At 62.5% G+C, this 17,766-nt stretch carries 15 protein-coding genes and 1 pseudogene; 9 read left to right on the forward strand and 7 right to left on the reverse strand.

Features of this window, described 5'->3' with window-relative positions; all coding sequences use genetic code 11:
- Positions 1-17 precede the first annotated feature (17 nt).
- Positions 18-785, forward strand: a complete 768-nt coding sequence (locus BM416_RS31090; protein ID WP_371856034.1) for a methyl-accepting chemotaxis protein — start codon at positions 18-20, stop codon at positions 783-785.
- On the opposite strand, the gene BM416_RS02550 is transcribed toward BM416_RS31090, so the two are convergent.
- From BM416_RS02550 to BM416_RS02565, 4 genes are all read right to left on the reverse strand, one after another.
- Positions 775-1,569, reverse strand: coding sequence for an alpha/beta fold hydrolase (locus BM416_RS02550; RefSeq protein WP_092485021.1), 795 nt, complete (start codon positions 1,567-1,569; stop codon positions 775-777). The two genes, BM416_RS31090 and BM416_RS02550, sit on opposite strands and share 11 nt — an antisense overlap.
- A gap of 79 nt (positions 1,570-1,648) precedes the next feature.
- Positions 1,649-2,551, reverse strand: coding sequence for a LysR family transcriptional regulator (locus BM416_RS02555; protein WP_065942089.1), 903 nt, complete (start codon positions 2,549-2,551; stop codon positions 1,649-1,651).
- A 98-nt stretch (positions 2,552-2,649) separates the two neighbouring features.
- Positions 2,650-3,444, reverse strand: a complete 795-nt coding sequence (locus BM416_RS02560) for a nucleotidyltransferase domain-containing protein (protein WP_092485024.1) — start codon at positions 3,442-3,444, stop codon at positions 2,650-2,652.
- Complete coding sequence (locus BM416_RS02565) at positions 3,441-3,920, reverse strand: P-loop nucleotide/nucleoside kinase family protein (protein WP_027608492.1); 480 nt, start codon at positions 3,918-3,920, stop codon at positions 3,441-3,443. Before BM416_RS02565 ends, BM416_RS02560 begins: the two co-directional genes overlap by 4 nt.
- 157 nt (positions 3,921-4,077) lie before the next feature.
- On the opposite strand from BM416_RS02565, the gene BM416_RS02570 reads away from it, so the two are divergent.
- Positions 4,078-4,491: a DUF2231 domain-containing protein gene (locus tag BM416_RS02570; RefSeq protein WP_065928058.1), complete on the forward strand. Its 414-nt coding sequence runs from the start codon at positions 4,078-4,080 to the stop codon at positions 4,489-4,491.
- Positions 4,488-5,780: a PQQ-dependent sugar dehydrogenase gene (locus tag BM416_RS02575; protein WP_092485027.1), complete on the forward strand. Its 1,293-nt coding sequence runs from the start codon at positions 4,488-4,490 to the stop codon at positions 5,778-5,780. The genes BM416_RS02570 and BM416_RS02575 overlap by 4 nt, the downstream gene beginning before the upstream one ends.
- Positions 5,781-5,810: 30 nt before the next feature.
- Here BM416_RS02575 and BM416_RS02580 read toward each other — a convergent pair whose 3' ends face one another.
- Positions 5,811-6,719: a LysR substrate-binding domain-containing protein gene (locus BM416_RS02580; protein ID WP_092485030.1), complete on the reverse strand. Its 909-nt coding sequence runs from the start codon at positions 6,717-6,719 to the stop codon at positions 5,811-5,813.
- 93 nt (positions 6,720-6,812) lie between these two features.
- Between BM416_RS02580 and BM416_RS02585 the strand changes: the two are divergent.
- Positions 6,813-7,801: pseudogene (locus BM416_RS02585) on the forward strand (DMT family transporter).
- A gap of 56 nt (positions 7,802-7,857) precedes the next feature.
- The gene (locus tag BM416_RS02590; RefSeq protein WP_092485033.1) at positions 7,858-8,778 is read left to right on the forward strand and encodes a bifunctional helix-turn-helix transcriptional regulator/GNAT family N-acetyltransferase; all 921 of its coding nucleotides are present in this window, start codon (positions 7,858-7,860) and stop codon (positions 8,776-8,778) included.
- 97 nt (positions 8,779-8,875) lie between these two features.
- Here BM416_RS02590 and BM416_RS02595 read toward each other — a convergent pair whose 3' ends face one another.
- Complete coding sequence (locus BM416_RS02595; RefSeq protein WP_065942081.1) at positions 8,876-10,279, reverse strand: MFS transporter; 1,404 nt, start codon at positions 10,277-10,279, stop codon at positions 8,876-8,878.
- A 519-nt stretch (positions 10,280-10,798) separates the two neighbouring features.
- Here BM416_RS02595 and proP point away from each other — a divergent pair.
- The 3 genes from proP (at position 10,799) to BM416_RS02610 (ending at position 15,677) form a co-directional block, all read left to right on the forward strand.
- A complete protein-coding gene (gene proP, locus BM416_RS02600) occupies positions 10,799-12,301 on the forward strand; it encodes a glycine betaine/L-proline transporter ProP (protein ID WP_092485036.1) in 1,503 nt (500 codons plus the stop codon).
- A 52-nt stretch (positions 12,302-12,353) separates the two neighbouring features.
- Positions 12,354-12,860: a GAF domain-containing protein gene (locus BM416_RS02605; RefSeq protein ID WP_092485038.1), complete on the forward strand. Its 507-nt coding sequence runs from the start codon at positions 12,354-12,356 to the stop codon at positions 12,858-12,860.
- Between the two features lie 207 nt (positions 12,861-13,067).
- Positions 13,068-15,677, forward strand: a complete 2,610-nt coding sequence (locus BM416_RS02610) for a bifunctional diguanylate cyclase/phosphodiesterase (RefSeq protein WP_092485040.1) — start codon at positions 13,068-13,070, stop codon at positions 15,675-15,677.
- On the opposite strand, the gene BM416_RS02615 is transcribed toward BM416_RS02610, so the two are convergent.
- The gene (locus BM416_RS02615; RefSeq protein WP_092485052.1) at positions 15,634-16,455 is read right to left on the reverse strand and encodes an AraC family transcriptional regulator; all 822 of its coding nucleotides are present in this window, start codon (positions 16,453-16,455) and stop codon (positions 15,634-15,636) included. The two genes, BM416_RS02610 and BM416_RS02615, sit on opposite strands and share 44 nt — an antisense overlap.
- A 97-nt stretch (positions 16,456-16,552) precedes the next feature.
- On the opposite strand from BM416_RS02615, the gene BM416_RS02620 reads away from it, so the two are divergent.
- A complete protein-coding gene (locus tag BM416_RS02620; protein ID WP_092485055.1) occupies positions 16,553-17,764 on the forward strand; it encodes an MFS transporter in 1,212 nt (403 codons plus the stop codon).
- Positions 17,765-17,766 lie beyond the last annotated feature (2 nt).

Raw genomic sequence — 17,766 nt, forward strand, 5'->3', positions numbered from 1 at the left:
GCGAAGTGGCGCACAACATGAACGAAGCCGCCGGGCGCCAGCGCGAGGCAGTGGAACTGGTGTCCACCGCGTTCAACGAAATGGTCGCCACCGCCAACGAAGTCGCCCGCTCCTGCAGCAGTGCGGCAGAGTCGGCGGAGAACGGCCATCGCCGCGTGTCCGAGGGCAAGCAGCAGATCGAAGTCACCACCGATAACGTCAACCGCCTGGGCCGCCGCTTGACCGAGTCGTCCGACGCCATGGTCGAACTGGAAGCCGGCAGCCGCAGCATCAACCAGATCATCGGCACCATCCGTGCGATTGCCGAACAGACCAACCTGCTGGCCCTCAATGCCGCCATCGAGGCCGCCCGTGCCGGTGACCAGGGCCGTGGTTTTGCCGTGGTCGCCGACGAGGTGCGCGCGTTGGCCAAGCGCACCTCCGACTCCACCGGCGAGATCGAGCACCTGCTCGGCACCCTGGAAAACAAGACCCAGGAAGTCACGCAAAAAATGGGCAGTTGCCTGGACCTGTCACGGGCCAGTGTGTCGTCCATCGAAAGCGCACGGGACAGCTTTGAAGGCATCCGGCTGTCGGTCAACGAGATCCGTGACCAGAACCTGCAAATCTCCGCCGCCGCCGAGGAACAACACAGCGTGGCCGAAGAGATCAACCGGCATATCCAGCAGATCTACGACGAGGCGCGCCTGGTGGAAAGCCTGGCCAACTCGGCGCAGGACGACTCGGGGCGCCTGTCGAATCTGTCGGATGAGCTGAATGGTTTGGTGGGGCGCTTCAAGTCCTGATGAATGCCGCGATCTGTTGCCACATGGCCTGCGGGTTGGAATACATCGGGAAGTGCCCGCACGTGGCAATGGGTGCCAGGCGCACGCCGTTGGCCTGGATGTGCGGCAGGTAGGACAGCCCGGCGTTCTGCTCGCCGTACATGAACAGCTTCGGGCATGGCAGGCCGAGGAACTTGCCCATCAGGTCGGCGTTGTCGGAAAGCGTCACCATCGACTGGAAAATCCCGCGCACCGCGCCGGCGCGGACCTTGTGGCGCAGGCTCGCTGAATACAGGGCGCTGGCATACGCCGGCGCCTGGCGGGTGCGTTCGATGAAGGCGCTGAAGAACACCTCCGGGTCATCCGCCGGGTAGTCGACAATCTGGCGGCTGAGAAAGCAGTCTTCCGCGGCGATATTGCCTTCGATATCGGTGAAGCTCAGGACACGGTCAGGGAAACGGTGCGCCAGCAGCAAGGCCGTCAGCCCGCCCATGGAATGTCCGACCAGGTGGAAACGTTCGATCTGGAAATGCTCCAGCACCTGCAAGGCGGTTTCGAGCAGGAGCGGGATGCTGATTGCCCCCAGGTCGGCGCATTCACTTTCGCCACAGCCGGGCGCGTCATACGCAACAAAGGGATGCCCGTCGAAAGCGGGGTGCAGGACGATATCGGCGTAGTCTTCCTTGGTGGAGCCAAAGCCGTGCAGGAACAGGATCGGCGCGTGCTCGCCGGAGCGATGCAGGGCGGCGATATCCAGCGATACGCCATCTACCGTCAGCGGCAGACGGGTGTGAGTGAACGACATGGCGAGGGCTCCTTGAACACAAAGGCGGCCAATTTCAAGGGTTTCCCTGCGCGTGTAAATGACCGATTGCAGAACGTTTTCATACGCCAATCGTATGAGCCTGGAATTGTGCGACCAGTTCTGTGACTAACGGGTTTGGCCTTTGCGAGTTCCAGGCGACCGCCGTCGTCACGACGTTGAGCTTCTGGGTCAAGGCCCGCAGCACCACGTTATCCGGCGCGAGTTTTTTCAACGAGGCCGGCACCAGCGCAATGCCCTGGCCGCAGCTGACAAAGGCAATCTGCGAGGCCACCGAGCGCACCTCATGCAGCACCCGCGGCGAGAACCCGCTGGCGCGGCACGTGGCGATCAGGTTGTCGAAGTACACCGGGCTGACCTTGCGCGAAAACATCACCAAAGGCTCGCTGGCCAGGCTCGCCAGGCTGATGCGCGTGCGCGACGCCAGCGGGTGATCGCTGGGCAGCGCCACCATCAGGCGGTCCTCGCGCAACGGCAGGGACTGGATCGCCGGGCCGAGGTCGCCGTCCAATCGCGCAAACGCCAGGTCGATATCCCCCGCCTCCAGCGCCGGTACCGCCTCCACGCTGTCGATCTCGCGTACCGACACGGTGAGCTGGGGGTATCGCTGCTTGAGCAGGTCGATCAAGCCAGGCAACACATCAAACATCGCCGTGGAAATCGCGCCAATGGTGAGCATGCCCGACTGCCCCGCCACCGCCTCCTCCACCGCCAGCTCCAGGCGCTCCAACTGCTCGGCGAACTTGCGCACCGCCGGCAGGATCGCCGCACCCACCGGCGTCAACTTGGCGCCCCGCCGCGAACGCTCGAACAACGTGACCTTGAGCGCCTGCTCCAGCACCTGGATCTGCTCGCTCAACGGCGGCTGCGACATGCCCAGGCGCTTGGCGGCACGGCCGAAGTTCTGTTCTTCGGCCACGGCGAGGAACAGCCAGAGGTGGCGGATAAGGCGGAAGTTGATCATGGGAATTCCATAGGCTTGCCGTATGAAAGGTCAGGTTTAACGCTAATAAACCTATCATCTTTGGATAAGCCACATGGCGCAAGCACAGCCCCACATTTTTAATCCGCTACGTACGTAGGAAGGACGGTGGGTGAATCCATCCAATCCAGAAAAGCCCGAAGCCGCGCGGTGAAGTTTTCCATCGTGGCGCCAGGGTTCCTGGCCTCAAAGAGAAAGAACGCAAGGTGAGTGACCCGCTGCGGATACCCCCGGACGAACATCGCCACATGCTCTTCGAGGGTGCGGGGCCATGTCGACGCATCTTCCGAAAGCAATACATGGGTGGACCTGATCAGCTTGCGTGAAGCCTCGCGCTGCAAGCGAAGTCGCTGCGTCTCAGTGTCGGCGCTCGCGATGCGCGTGAGGTACGCGCTCAATACGGCGTGAAAATCACCATTTACCGCCAGCGCGATGTCACGGGATGGCCGAAACCGTTCGAAATGCACTGACAGATCATTGCCCCACAGGCAGCGGCACTGGTGTTTGAGCCAGAAGCCCCACCCGTTGCGGTTTTCCGTCGCCAGTACTTGCGCGTGGTGGCCGATATCGAAATCCACCTTGGTGACAAAGGGATGCCGCTGCTCCAGTGCACAGCGGACTGCCTCCAGCCGGGCCAATAGCTCCGCGGTTGCCGGCTCGCGCAGCACCAGGGTGAGGTCGAGGTCGGAAACGCCGGGAATGGCGTCGCCCCTTGCGACACTGCCATAGAGATAGAGGCCGTCCAGGCCCAGGTCGTCCGTCGAGAGCGACGCGCAGACGTCCGCCAGCAGCGGCTGGTATTCAAGCTGCACGGGCGTGTCGGCGACGGTGAGGATAAAACCGTCCGCGTCGATGCCCGCAGCAGGCGTACTCATGGGCGATGCACCTCGATCACCAGCCCTTCCGCCTCGCTCGGCACGCAGAAATGCCGGGTGATCAGGTCGAACTCGGCATCCGTCGCCGCGAAATCATGATCGCCCCGGGCATTGCGCGCATGCAGCCTTGCGCGGCAGGTGGCGTCGTCCAGCTCGAGATAATGCAGGCGGTGCGGAACCTTGGCGGCCTGCGCCAACCCCAGCAGCCATTCGCGATTGGCCAGGGTATTGGCGGGAAAATCCAGCACCACGTTGACGCCGGACTCAAGCAGGTTGATCACCAACGGGCCCAACACCCCGCGAATACGCTGGGCACAGCGCAGGTAGTCGGCGATCGAGAGGATTTCACCGGGGTACAACTGGGCGAGCCAGGTGTCTTCGCTGAGCAGGATGGCGGCGTGTTCGGCCACCAGGGTCTTGGCCAGTGTCGACTTGCCCGAGGCGATCTTGCCGCACAGCAGGTGCAGGGTTGGCATGGGTACGGCTCCTTATGTGAAGTCTTGAGCATGCCAGCTTTCCGGCTGGTTCTTAATATTTCGACACGAATTATGCTGAACTATCTGATACGTAAGGCGTTCATTTCCTATGCGCAGCCCCGACCAGGGGCGTTGTACAACAAGGAGCCGCCTTACCATGACAACCCTTCCCGCCTACCGATACACGCCGGGGCCGCTGCATGCGACCTTGCTGGCCGGCACCGTGCCGCTGTTTCTTGGTGCCTTGCTCAGCGACATTGCCTACACCCAGACCTACCAGATTCAATGGGCCAACTTTGCGTCCTGGTTGATTGCCGGTGCTCTGGTGTTCTGTGGGCTCGCGTTCCTGTTTGCGCTGGTCAACCTGCTTCGCGCCGAGCGCAAGGCGGGGCAACCCACGCGGTATGTCCTGCTGCTGTTAGCCACCTGGGTATTAGGGCTGGTCAATGCCTTTCAACATGCCAAGGATGCCTACGCCTCAATGCCTGCCGGGCTGATCATGTCCGCCGTCGTCTTGCTGCTGACACTGGCGGCCACCTGGACCGGCCTGCGCTCGGGAGGTGCCAAATGAAAACGTCCCACACACTGAGCGTATTGAGCGCCGCGCTGTTGCTGAGCGCCTGCGGCGGCGAAGGCGACAAGACCCAGGCCCGTGGCCCCGACCCCACGTTGCCGGAGCAACAAAGCAGCCTGTTGCCGAGCATGAAGATCGCCGAGCCCACCCCCTGGGGCGATCAGAAACCCAAGGTGCCCGAAGGCTACAGCGTCACGGCCATCGCCACCGACCTGGCCATCCCGCGCCAGACGTTGGTGCTGCCCAACGGTGACATCCTGATCGCCGAAGGCCGTGGCGGCAGTGCGGCCAAGCTCAAGCCCAAGGATGTGATCGCCAGCGTGATCAAGGCCCAGGGCAACACCAAGGTAAAAGGCGGCAACCGCCTGACGCTGCTGCGCGATGCCGACGGTGACGGCACCTATGAGTTGAAGACGGTGTTCGCCGACAACCTCAACGCGCCCTACGGCCTGGCGTTTGCCGATGGCAAGCTCTACGTGGCCAACCAGGATGCGCTGGTGCGCTTCGACTACACCGATGGCCAGACCAAGGCCAGCGGCGCACCGGTGAAAGTCACCGACCTGCCGGCGCAGATCAACCATCACTGGACCAAATCCCTGGCGGTGAGTGCCGATGGACGCCAGTTGTATGTGGGGATCGGCTCCAACAGCAACGTGACCGAACGTGGCATGGAAGTGGAAATCGACCGCGCCATGGTCTGGCAGATCGACGCCGCCACCGGCGCGCACAAACCCTATGCCACCGGCCTGCGCAACCCCACCGCCCTGACCATCCAACCCGACTCCGGGCAACTGTGGACGGTGGTCAACGAACGCGACGAACTCGGCCCCGACCTGGTGCCCGACTACCTGACATCGGTGAAAGAAGGTGCGTTCTACGGCTGGCCCTACAGCTATTGGGGCCAGAACGTCGACCCGCGCGCGCAACCGCAGAACCCGGCCAAAGTTGCCGCCGCGATCAAGCCCGACTACAGCCTGGGCTCCCACGTGGCCGCACTCGGCGTGGACTTTTCCATCGCGGCCATGGGCGCGCAATTTGCCGACGGCGTATTCGTCGGCGAGCACGGCAGCTGGAACCGCGACAACCCGGTGGGCTACAAGGTGATCTTCGTGCCGTTCAGTAATGGCAAGCCATCGGGTGAGCCAATTGATTTCGCCACTGGCTTTCGCGGTGACGACGGCAAGACCCGTGGGCGCCCGGTAGGTGTGACGGTCGACCCGAAAGGCGCGCTGATCATCGCCGACGACCTGGCCAATACCGTGTGGCGGGTGACGCGCAAGCCATAGCGGCATATGACAGGGGCGGCGGCGCCCCTGTCAGCCTTCATCCTGCAATTGCACCTCCAGCCAGTCGAGCAACGCCACGACCTCGGCCCGGATGCCCTCTCCCTGCTGCCGATAAATCGATAGCGCCTGGGGCAAATGCACACTCTCGACACAGGGCCTTACCAGCGCCCCGCTGTCAATCAACCGGCTCGCCGTACGCCGCCAGCCCATGGCGATCCCATGCCCTTCCACCGCCGCCTGCAACATCAGCGGGTAGCTATCGAAGGTCGCACCGCGCACCTCCCCGCCCAAGGCCTGGCCGAACACCTGCAACCAGCTGTCCCACTCCATCAGGTGCGGAGGATGGGAGCTGTGGTGCAACAAGGTGCGCGACTGCAACCCGGCGAGCGACAGCGGTGGTTTGCTGTCCAGATAGCCGGGGCTGCACACCGGGAACACTTCGTCGGCGGCGGTGAACATCAGCGGATGGCTGCCACTCGCGCGCCCGGTACTTTGCAAGGCCACGTCGAAGTGGCTGGTGAACTCCGTCAGGGCTCGGGTGGAGGTCACCACCTGGATTTCGATGTGCGGGTATTGCTGGTGGAACGTCGACAAGCGCGGCATCAGCCAATAAAACGCTTCGCACAACTGGCACAGCAACACCACGCGATGACTGTGGGGTACCCCCCGCAGGCTGGTGGCACTCTCACTGATGCTGCGCAGCGCTTCGCCGACCACCTTGCTCAGTTCCCGCCCCTCTTGGGTGAGGAACACCGCTCGGTTGCGCCGACTGAACAGCTTCACCCCCAGGTTGTCTTCCAGCCCGCGAATCTGGCGGCTGATGGCAGCCTGGGTGATGTGCAGCTCATCGGCCGCCTTGGAGAAACTGCCCAGGCGTGCCGCCGCTTCAAACGGCAATAGGCTGGCCAGGGGCGGCAGGGTCTTGCCAAGTGTATTCATAATCTGAGGTTATACATCCACGGCCGAGAACTCGTTTGTAGCACACCCGCATGACTGGGCACCATCGATCCATTACCTCAATGGATGCCCCGGATGAACGCTGCACAGACCTCCATTGCCGTCGGCGTGCTGCTCGCGATTGTTGCCACACTGGGCTGGGCGCTGAACTTTATCGCGCCCTACGTCACTGGCGGCTACAGCCTCTATGACCTGATGGCCGTGCGTTTTTTGATCGCAGGCGTGCTGGGCGGCATGGGTGTGCTGCTATGCCGGGCACAACTGCGCGCGCTCAGGCCCGCCCAGCGATGCCTTGCCGCCGCCCTCGGGGCAGTGGGTTGCCTGGGCTACGGCCTGTGCATCGCTGCCGGGGTGATGTTCGGCGGTCCGGTCATGACCCCGGCGTTTATCGGCACGGTGCCGGTGTTGTTGGCCCTGGTGGGTAACGCCAGCACCCGGACAGTCCCATGGCGCCGACTGGCAGCCCCCCTGGCATGCCTCACGACGGGCCTCTTGCTTTCCAACATCAGCAGCTTTCATCAACCTGCATTGGATACAAGCGCCTGGTTCGCGGGGCTGGTTTTTTCCCTGAGTGCGGTCGCCCTGTGGTTGTGGTTCAGCGTGATCAACCAACGGCAACTGACGCACCTCGCGGCGCAGGCAACCGGCCTCTGGACCGCACTGATGATGGTGGGTGCCGGTGTCGCTACGCTGTGCCTGCTGCCGTTCATCCAGGCACTTGGCTTGTTCACGCTGCCGACGCTCGGCTTCGGCCTTTCCCAGGCAGGCCCGCTCTATGCCTGGGCCCTGATCATTGCGGTGATGTCGACCCTCGTCGGCGCCTGGGCCTGGAACGCCGCGACCCGACGCCTGCCGATGGTGCTCAGCGGCCAATTGATCGCCCTCAATCCCTCTTCGCCACCCTGCTTGGCCTGGGGTTCCACGGGCGCTGGCCCACACTCATGGAAGCCGCGGGCCTGGGCGCGGTGCTGATCGGCGTGGCCATGGCGATTCGAATCATATTGACGAGCCCCCAGGCGACGGCCAGTGCAGGGAGGACGGTGACCGTCGAGCAAAGCCATTGACATGCTTGCCTGAAGCAACAATATAATTGCCTCAGGCAACCATTCGAGCATCCACCATGTCCACCCCCCTGCTTGTGGAACGCGCCGGCATCGTGCGCGGCTTCAATCGCTTCTACACCCACCAGATCGGCGTGCTGCAGGAACACCTGCTACACAGCGACTATTCCCTGACTGAAATTCGGGTGATGTACGAGCTGTCCTCCCGTGGCGACCTCACCAGCGCCGACCTGTGCCAGATGCTCAGCCTTGACGCGGGTTACCTGAGTCGCCTGACCAGTGGCTTCGAGAAAAACGGCCTGATCCAGAAAGTCCGCTGCGCCACCGATGCGCGCGCGGTGCAATTGCACCTCACCGATCTCGGCCGCGCGGTCCTGGCGCCCCTGGAACAGCAGACCCAGGATGAAGTCATCGCCCTGCTCGAGAGCCTGCCCGAACCCCAGCAGCAGCAATTGACCGACGCCATGCAACGCATCCAGGCCCTGTTGCAAGGCCGCCCGTCGAGCTACCTGCTGCGCGACCCACGCCCCGGGGATATGGGCCTGGTGGTGCAGCAGCAAGCCGCGCTGTATGCCCGCGAATACCACTGGAACTGGGAGTTTGAAGCGCTGGTGGCGGAGATCGTCGCCAAGTACCTGCGCGAGTTCGACCCGGCGCGGGAGCGCTGCTGGATCGCGGAGAAGGATGGCGAGGTGGTGGGCTCGGTGTTCGTCGTGCGCCATGACGATACAACCGCCAAGCTACGCATGCTCTACGTGGATGCGAGTGCGCGGGGCCTGGGCATCGGCCAGCGCCTGGTGGACGAATGCCTGCGCTTTGCCCGCGATGCCGGCTACACCCGCATGATGCTGTGGACCATGAGCGCCCTGACCGATGCACGCAAGCTCTACCAGAAAGCCGGTTTCGAGTTGGTGGAAGAGGAGCCGACCTTGAGTTTCGGCAAGCAACTGGTCAGCCAGACCTGGGCGCGCGCGCTGTAGAAAAGACGTTTGAAGCACTCAGGCCACTGAGGGCATGGGTATCTACACAACTTTATGGGTAGCTCCCTCGCCACGGATTAAGACACCAATGTGGTGTTTACAGGTCAGTGATTTCCTTGTGGCGCGGCACCAGGGTCTTCATCACGCTCCACGCCACCAGGTACGCCAGCGCACAGATCGCGAACATGATCATGTAGCCGGTGTGGATGTCATTGATGGACTTGTAATAGTCGAACACCCAGCCGCCGATCTTGGTCATCACCACACCGCCGATGCCGCCGGCCATGCCGCCGATGCCGACCACCGAGGCCACGGTTTTCTGCGGGAACATGTCGGACACGGTGGTGAAGATGTTGCACGACCAGGCCTGGTGCGCAGAGGCGCCGACGCCGATCAGCAATACCGGGACCCAGAAGCTGATGTAGCCCAACGGTTGCGCCAGCAACACCACCAACGGGAACAGTGCGATCACCAACATGGCTTTCATGCGGCCGTCATAGGGGGCATCGCCACGGGCCATGAAGTAACTGGGGAACCAGCCGCCGCCGATGCTGCCGACCATGGTCATGCTGTACAGCACGGCCAGCGGCATGACGATATCGGCGCCTTTCATGCCGTATTGCGCCGACAGGTAGGTGGGCAGCCAGAACAGGAAGAACCACCACACGCCATCGGTCATGAACTTGCCGAAGGCAAACGCCCACGTCTGGCGGTAGGTGAGCAACTTGAACCACGAGACTTTTTTCTGTACCGCGCCTGCAACCGGCGGGATAGAGGGCTGCTGCGCCTGGTCGCTGCGGATATAGGCCAGCTCTTCGGCCGACAGGCGTTTTTGCTGCTCCGGCTTCTCATACACCGCCGCCCATACCGCCACCCACACAAAGCCCAACATGCCGATGACCATAAAGGCCGCTTCCCAGCCCCACATCCCGGCGATCAGCGGCACACAGATCGGCGCCAGGATCGCACCGACGTTGGCGCCGGAGTTGAAGATCCCGGTGGCCAGCGAGCGTTCTTTCTTGGGGAAATATTCGGCGGTGGCCTTGATCGCAATCGGGAAGTTACCCGCCTCGCCGATCGCCAGCACCGCCCGGGACAGCATGAAGCCGGCGATGGACACGGGGATCACCGCCAGGCCGAGCGCGCCGCTGACCGCCGCGATGCCCTCGCCCATCGGCACCGAAAACGCATGCATGATGGCGCCGGTGGACCAGACCGCAATCGCGATCACGTACGCCGCCTTGGTGCCGATCTTGTCGACGAACCGCCCGGCAAACAGCATGGAGATCGCATACACAAACTGGAACACCGCCGCGATATTGGCGTAATCGGTGTTGCTCCAGCCAAATTGCGTCGACAACTGCGGCGCGAGCAGGCTGAGCACCTGGCGGTCGAGGTAGTTGACGGTGGTCGCGAAAAACAACATCGCGCAGATGGTCCAGCGATAGTTGCCTACAGCTTGGCCAACGCGCTGGGCGTTGATGGGCTCGATCAAGTTCATGGCATCACTTTTTATTTTTGTTAGGTAGGACATATGTAACGTCATATGTCGTCGTACAACTGTGGCTTTTATATCGGGCTACCTACCCGCTGTCAATCTGAAAGATTACGGCTTTTGCGGGCTATCTCACGGGGGTAAAAAGTGCCAGGCGCCGCTAGGTTGTAGGACGACAAATGCGCATGACGTGGCGAACAGGCTTCTTGTGGCGAGCGGGCTTGCCCCGCGTTGGGCTGCGAAGCAGCCCCAAAACTAAACACCGCATTTCTGCCTGAAGGAAAGCGGAGACTCAATTGGGGCCGCTTCGCAGCCCAACGCGGGGCAAGCCCGCTCACCACAGAATGCCGGATCGCCACAGGGTAGGTGCTCACCCCGAAAACCCAGGCAATTGCACGCAAATTGCGCCCCAGGCAAAAAAACGCAAATAGCGGTGAATTATTTCATGTCCGCTTGTATCTGAACTGACAGAGCGGTGCCATCGCAACGATGGCACCTCCCCTGTTCTGTTTTAGAGTGGTCCGCATGAAATTACGTAAGAAAAGCGTCAAGCCCATCGGTTTGAAAGACATCACCATTGTTGACGACGCCAAGATGCGCAAGGCGATCACCGCCGCCGCACTGGGTAACGCCATGGAGTGGTTCGACTTTGGTGTCTACGGGTTTGTCGCCTATGTATTGGGCAAGGTGTTCTTCCCCGACGCCTCCCCCAGCGTACAAATGATCGCGGCACTGGCGACGTTCTCCGTGCCGTTCCTGATTCGTCCCCTGGGCGGCCTGTTCTTCGGCGCGCTGGGCGATAAATACGGACGCCAGAAAGTCCTCGCCGCGACCATTGTGATCATGTCGCTGAGCACCTTCGCCATCGGCCTGATTCCCGGGTATGCCTCCATCGGCATCTGGGCGCCGATCCTGCTGTTGCTGTGCAAAATGGCCCAGGGCTTCTCGGTGGGCGGTGAATACACCGGCGCCTCGATCTTCGTCGCCGAATATGCGCCGGACCGCAAGCGCGGCTTCCTCGGCAGCTGGCTGGACTTCGGCTCCATCGCCGGCTTCGTGCTCGGTGCCGGTGTCGTGGTGCTGATCTCCAGCGTGCTGGGCGAAGCCGACTTCGAGGCCTGGGGCTGGCGCCTGCCGTTCTTCCTGGCCCTGCCCCTGGGCATGATCGGCCTGTACCTGCGCCATGCGCTGGAAGAAACCCCGGCGTTCCAACAGCATGTCGACAAGCTCGAACAGGGTGACCGCGAAGGCCTGACCCATGGCCCGAAAGTGTCGTTCAAGGAGATCGCCACCAAGCACTGGCGCAGCCTGCTGACTTGCATCGGCATCGTCGCGGCCACCAACGTGACGTACTACATGCTGCTCACGTACATGCCGAGCTACCTGTCCCATAACCTGCATTACGCCGAAAACAGCGGTGTGCTGATCATCATCGCGATCATGGTCGGCATGCTGTTCGTGCAGCCGTTCATCGGTTTTGTCAGCGACAAGATCGGCCGCAAGCCCTTCATCATCGCCGGCAGCATCGGCCTGCTGTTCCTCGCCATCCCGGCCTTCATGCTGATCACCAGCGGCAAGACCGGCCTGATCTTCGCCGGCTTGCTGATCCTGGCCGTCGTGCTTAACTTCTTCATCGGCGTCATGGCGTCCACGCTGCCGGCGATGTTTCCCACGCACCTGCGCTACAGTGCCTTGGCCAGTGCGTTCAACGTCTCCGTATTGATCGCCGGCGTCACCCCTACCGCGGTGGCCTGGCTGGTGGAAAGCACCAACGACCTGTACATGCCCGCCTACTACCTGATGGTGTTTGCGGTGGTCGGCCTGATCACCGGCCTGACCATGAAGGAAACCGCCAACAAACCCCTGCGCGGCGCAGCACCGGCTGCGTCGGACATGGAAGAAGCGAAGGAGTTGCTGCAGGAGCATCACGACAATATCGAGCAGAAAATCGAAGACATCGACGCCGAGATTGCCGAACTGGAAGCCAAGCGCCAGAACCTGGTGCAGCAGCATCCGCGTATCAACTAAGACCTGACCAAGCGTGGTGGCAAGGGCCGCCACGCCAGTGGAGTGTTCAACCATGCTTCCAAGCTTCACCGCCGCACACGCGTTACTCAGCGCCGACGAACGCGCTGCCATCGCCGAAATCGAAGCCACCACCAGCATCCTGCAATTGGTCACCCGCCTGACGGGCATGCGCTTTGCAGGCATCGCCAAGTTCACTGACCTGGAATGGATTGTCTGTTCAGCGCACGACCCCTTCGACATGGGCATTCATGCCGATGACGTGCTCGACCTGGAAACCACCCTGTGCAGCGAGTTCTGTATCAACCCGCAGACGCTGTTTATCCCGCAGGTCAGCGCCAATGGCCGCTTTGCCACGCGCCCGGTGGTCAAGCAATACGCCATCGAGAGCTACGCCGGGGCGCCGATCTTCCTGCCGGATGGCCGCCTGTTCGGTGCACTGTGTGCGCTGGATTCCCGGGCGATGCTGTTTGACGACCCCAACCTGCCGGAAACCCTCAGCCTGTTTGCGCGGCTGATCGGCTGCATCTTCTACGCTAACTTGACGCCAACGGATCGCTGACCGGCGCTTTGCCGCGCAGCATGGCCATATCGCCATGCTGGACACGCGGCACTCGCTCGACATCAAGCGCCGCGCCTCGTTGAGGCGCAGCCATTTCTGATACTGCAGCGGCCTCGGTTGACGCCAACACCGAAGCGCTAAGTTTTTTACCCGCGCCGCCGATAACCCGTCATACCAATGACTTGCAGCGACGTCCTGCGGGAAACCATGCCGAACTCTCTCGCCCCTATCGTCCGCACCTTGTCCGACCGCAGCAGCCTGTCGCTGGCGCGCACGTCGCTGTTCAATTTCGTGGCGTTGCTGGCCCTGGTCTTTGCCGCCGCCGCCTATTCCCTGGTTTACCTCGCGCACGAACTGGATCACTCCGAACAGCAGGAAAGCGCGTTCTATACGCGTAAAGCCGTGCAATCCCTGGAGAAGTCCCTGCGGGTGACCGTCAAGGACTACGCCTTCTGGAGCGATGCCTACAAGCACCTGCACGTGACCGTGGACAGCGACTGGGCCTACGCGCGCGGCAACGTCGGCGCCACGCTGTATCAGGACTTCGGTTTCCAAGGCCTGTTTGTGGTCGATAACGACAATGGCACGGTCTACTCGGTGATCAAGGGCGAGCTGCAAAGCATCGAGCTCTCGCAGTGGCTCGACCAGCCCTTGACCGAAATTATCGAGCAGGCGCGTGCCGGGGCTGAAAACGAAACACCGGTCACGGCGTTCATCAATGTACGCGGCAGCCCGGCACTGGTGGCCGCCGCCGCGATCACGCCCGGCACCGACCCCACGGTAGTGCCCGATGGCCGGCCGGCCTCGGTATTGATCTTCGTCGACGTCCTCAACAGCGCCAAGTTGAGCGCAATCGGCGATGACTTCGGCGTGGGCAAGCTGCATGTAGCCACGCCCGATGACATCGGCCAGACCCTGGTTTTCCCCCTTGGCGATAACGGCGCCGCTGGCAGCCTGCATTGGGAACCTGCGCGACCCGGCCTACGCTTGATGAGCGTAGGCTTGCCGCTGCTGGGGCTGGCCGCGCTGCTGGTGTGCCTGATGACCTGGGTCATTCTGCGTCGCGCCACCGCCGCCGCCCTCGCCCTGGATGCCAGCCACACCTCTCTGCTGGACAGCCAGGCCGCCCTGGCCACCAGCGAGGCGCGCTTTCGCGACGTGGTGGAGGCCAGCTCGGACTGGGTCTGGGAAATCGATGCCGGCTGGCGTTTTATCTACCTGTCGGAACGCTTCGAAAGCGTCACCGGCCTGACCCGGCAAGCCTGGCTCGGGGCGGCCATGAGCGACCTGCTGGACACCGAGGCCGACCTGCTGTCGCAGTGGCTGAGCACCCCGGGCCGGCGCGTGGACATCAGTGTGCAATGCCGCTATATCGATGCCCAGGGACAGGAGCGTACAACCCGGCTGTCGGCCCGGGAAATGCCCTGTGGCGGGTTTCGCGGTACGGCCACCGACGTCACCGAAGAAGTCGAAGCACGTCGGCGCATCGAGTACCTGTCTCAACACGACGCCCTGACCGGGCTGCCCAACCGCACACGCCTGCAGGCGTTCCTGGACGGCAAACTCAAGGCCCTGCCCAGCGCCGAGCAGCCGCTGGTGATGCTCAGCCTCGACCTGGACCGCTTCAAGCCGGTCAATGACCTGCTCGGCCACGCCGCCGGTGACCGGGTGCTCAATCAAGTGTCCGGCCGCCTGGCCGCTTGCGTGCGCCATGGTGACCTGGTGGCCCGCGTCGGCGGCGATGAGTTTGTGCTGATCCTCAGCGACGCCGGCAGCCAGGATGAAGTGGAAAACCTATGCCTGCGCTTGATCGAGTCCATCGAGCAGGCGATCAAAATCGACGAACAAGAGGTGTTTATCAGTGCCAGTATCGGCATAGCCCTGGCGCCCACCGATGCCCGCGATGCCACCGAACTGCTGCGCTACGCCGATATCGCCCTGTATGAGGCCAAGGCGGCCGGGCGCAATACCTGGCGCTTTTACTCCGGGGACATGAATACGCGGATCATCGAGCGGCGGCGCCTGGAGAGCGATCTGCGCTTTGCGATCAAGCACGCCGAACTGCGCCTGCACTTCCAACCGCGCTATCGCATCGCCGATGGGCAGATGGTCGGGGCCGAAGCCCTGGTGCGCTGGCAGCACCCGGTACGCGGGCTGATCGCCCCGGACACCTTTATTCCGATTGCCGAAGAGTCGGGGTTGATCCTGGCGCTGAGTGACTGGGTACTGGCAACCGCGTGTGCATGCGCGGCGCAGTGGCCGGACACGCTGTTCGTCTCGGTGAACCTGTCACCCACCGAATTCAAGCGCGGCAACCTGGTGGAGCGCGTGCGCCACGCCCTGGACGCCTCGGGTATCGACCCTGCGCGCCTTGAGGTGGAAATGACCGAAAGCGTCATGCTCGAGGACGCCGTCGGCGCACTTGAGGTGATGCGCACACTCAAGCAACTGGGCATCCGCATTGCCATGGATGACTTCGGCACCGGCTATTCGTCTCTCAGCTACCTGCGGGCGTTCCCGTTCGATGGCCTGAAAATCGACCGCAGCTTCCTGACCCGACTGGAGGAAAGCGAGGATGACAAGGCGATTATCCAAGCCATTGTCGGCTTGGGCCGTGCCCTTGCCCTGACGGTCACGGCCGAAGGCATCGAAACCGCTGAGCACCTGGCCATGCTCAAAAGCGTGGCGTGTGAAGAAGGCCAGGGCTACTTCCTCAGCCGACCGCTGGATATCGACGCATTCAACGGCTTGCTGGACGACTACTGCGCCGATGTCAGCGGAAAAAATGACTCGGGGTCTTGCCAAACTGTTTCTTGAACATGCTGGTAAATGCGCTGGGGCTTTCGTAGCCCAGCTCCAGGGCCACGTCGATAATCTTCTGCCCCACCGCGATACGCTCCAGTGCCAGCAGCAGCCGCGCCTGCTGGCGCCATTGGCCGAAGGTCATGCCGGTGTCCTTGCGGAACAGGCGCTGGATGGTTTTCTGGTCAAGGGCCAGGCGCTCGCTCCAATCCGCCACGGTGGAGGCATCGCCGGGGTCCTCCTGCCACGCCAGGCAGATCTGCTGGATACGCAGGTCGGCGGGCTGCGGCAGCGACAGCGGCAAAGCCGGCAACAGCGCCAGCTCGTCGAGGATCAGGTGCATGATCCGCGCATCGCGGGAGTCTTCGGCATAGGGCGGTTTCAAGCTCACGGAGGCCTTGATCAGCTCGCTGAGCAGCGGCGAGATACTCACCGCCTTGGTCTCGGTCGGCAGGTTGGGGAAACTGTCGGGGCGCACGAACACGCTGCGCATTTTCAGGGCGCCCACGCAGCGCAGGGAGTGCACGTGCCCGCAGGGCATCCAGAAGCCGCGATTGGGCGGCACCGTCCACTGGTTATGCGCCGAATGCACCACCATCACGCCTTCGGTGGCGTAGAGTAATTGATGCTTTTCGTGACTGTGGTCGGGGATCACCCAGTTTTCCGGATAATCGGTGGCCGAACTGATGACAGCCCAGTCGCCCTCATCGATTTCCTGCAAAAATTTATCCAGTGATTTGATCATTTCGCCCTTTTTACGATGGTTATCTCCCGAATTACGCGAGACAGGCATTTTTGCCGAATCTAGCATAAGCTCCGAAACAAATTGAAATGGGCAGCCAGCCTAAGTACTCGCTGCCCCTGTTCGCTGCCTTGTATGGAATGCCTGCATGTCGACCTTGACCGCATCACCTGCCGCCACTTCGAGTCCGCCCCAAGTAAGCCCGTTAGTCGTGCGTATCCTCGGCGCCTGTGCCCTGGCGCACCTGATCAATGACCTGATCCAGGCCGTATTACCGTCGATCTACCCGATGCTCAAGGCCAACTACGGCCTGACGTTTACCCAGGTCGGCCTGATCACCCTGACGTTCCAGCTGACCGCCTCGCTGCTGCAACCCTGGATCGGCTACCACACCGACCGGCATCCCAAGCCGTGGCTGCTGCCGGCGGGCATGGTCTGTACCCTGGTCGGCATCCTGATGCTGGCGTTTGTCGGCAGCTTCCCGGCGATCCTGCTGGCGGCAGGCCTGGTGGGCGTCGGCTCGTCGACCTTCCACCCGGAAACCTCGCGCGTCGCGCGCCTGGCCTCCGGCGGGCGCTATGGCCTGGCGCAATCGACCTTCCAGGTCGGCGGCAACACCGGCAGCGCGTTGGGGCCGTTGCTCGCGGCGGCGATCATCATTCCCTATGGCCAAGGCAACATCGCCTGGTTCGGGCTGTTTGCCGTGTTCGCGATCCTGGTGCTGTATGGATTGAGCCGCTGGTACCGCAACCACCTCAACCTGTTCAAGCTCAAGCAAGGCGGCAAGGCAACCCACGGCCTGTCCAAAGGACGCGTGACGTTTGCCCTGGTGGTGCTGGCGGTGCTGGTGTTCTCCAAGTACTTCTACATGACCAGCCTGACCAGCTACTTCACGTTCTACCTGATTGAAAAATTCCACCTGTCGGTATCGAGTTCCCAGATGTACCTGTTCCTGTTCCTCGGGGCGGTGGCCGTGGGCACTTTCGCGGGTGGGCCGATCGGCGACCGGATCGGGCGCAAGAAAGTCATCTGGTTCTCGATCCTCGGTGCCGCGCCGTTCACCCTGGCCCTGCCCTACGTCGACCTGTTCTGGACCGCCGTGCTCAGCGTGGTGATCGGTTTTATCCTCGCCTCGGCGTTCTCGGCCATCGTGGTATTTGCCCAGGAACTGGTGCCGGGCAATGTCGGCATGATCGCCGGGATCTTTTTCGGCCTGATGTTCGGCTTCAGCGGGATCGGCGCGGCCTTGCTCGGCCTGCTCGCCGACAGCCACGGCATCGAGTACGTCTACACACTGTGCTCGTTCCTGCCGCTGGTGGGCATCCTGACGATACTGCTGCCGTCGACCAAAGGCGTCTAGAC

This window comes from Pseudomonas sp. NFACC42-2, assembly GCF_900116055.1.
In the GTDB taxonomy this organism is placed as follows: Bacteria; Pseudomonadota; Gammaproteobacteria; order Pseudomonadales; family Pseudomonadaceae; genus Aquipseudomonas; species Aquipseudomonas marginalis.

Bases quoted from the DNA above. Each gene is read 5' to 3' on its own strand.
- BM416_RS31090 (WP_371856034.1), top strand. From the start codon at position 18: ATGAACGAAGCCGCCGGGCGCCAGCGCGAGGCAGTGGAACTGGTGTCC.
- BM416_RS02580 (WP_092485030.1), bottom strand. From the start codon at position 6,719: ATGAATACACTTGGCAAGACCCTGCCGCCCCTGGCCAGCCTATTGCCG.
- BM416_RS02550 (WP_092485021.1), bottom strand. From the start codon at position 1,569: ATGTCGTTCACTCACACCCGTCTGCCGCTGACGGTAGATGGCGTATCG.
- BM416_RS02570 (WP_065928058.1), top strand. From the start codon at position 4,078: ATGACAACCCTTCCCGCCTACCGATACACGCCGGGGCCGCTGCATGCG.
- BM416_RS02590 (WP_092485033.1), top strand. From the start codon at position 7,858: ATGTCCACCCCCCTGCTTGTGGAACGCGCCGGCATCGTGCGCGGCTTC.
- BM416_RS02595 (WP_065942081.1), bottom strand. From the start codon at position 10,279: ATGAACTTGATCGAGCCCATCAACGCCCAGCGCGTTGGCCAAGCTGTA.
- proP (WP_092485036.1), top strand. From the start codon at position 10,799: ATGAAATTACGTAAGAAAAGCGTCAAGCCCATCGGTTTGAAAGACATC.
- BM416_RS02620 (WP_092485055.1), top strand. From the start codon at position 16,553: ATGTCGACCTTGACCGCATCACCTGCCGCCACTTCGAGTCCGCCCCAA.
- BM416_RS02565 (WP_027608492.1), bottom strand. From the start codon at position 3,920: ATGCCAACCCTGCACCTGCTGTGCGGCAAGATCGCCTCGGGCAAGTCG.
- BM416_RS02555 (WP_065942089.1), bottom strand. From the start codon at position 2,551: ATGATCAACTTCCGCCTTATCCGCCACCTCTGGCTGTTCCTCGCCGTG.
- BM416_RS02575 (WP_092485027.1), top strand. From the start codon at position 4,488: ATGAAAACGTCCCACACACTGAGCGTATTGAGCGCCGCGCTGTTGCTG.
- BM416_RS02560 (WP_092485024.1), bottom strand. From the start codon at position 3,444: ATGAGTACGCCTGCTGCGGGCATCGACGCGGACGGTTTTATCCTCACC.
- BM416_RS02610 (WP_092485040.1), top strand. From the start codon at position 13,068: ATGCCGAACTCTCTCGCCCCTATCGTCCGCACCTTGTCCGACCGCAGC.
- BM416_RS02615 (WP_092485052.1), bottom strand. From the start codon at position 16,455: ATGCCTGTCTCGCGTAATTCGGGAGATAACCATCGTAAAAAGGGCGAA.
- BM416_RS02605 (WP_092485038.1), top strand. From the start codon at position 12,354: ATGCTTCCAAGCTTCACCGCCGCACACGCGTTACTCAGCGCCGACGAA.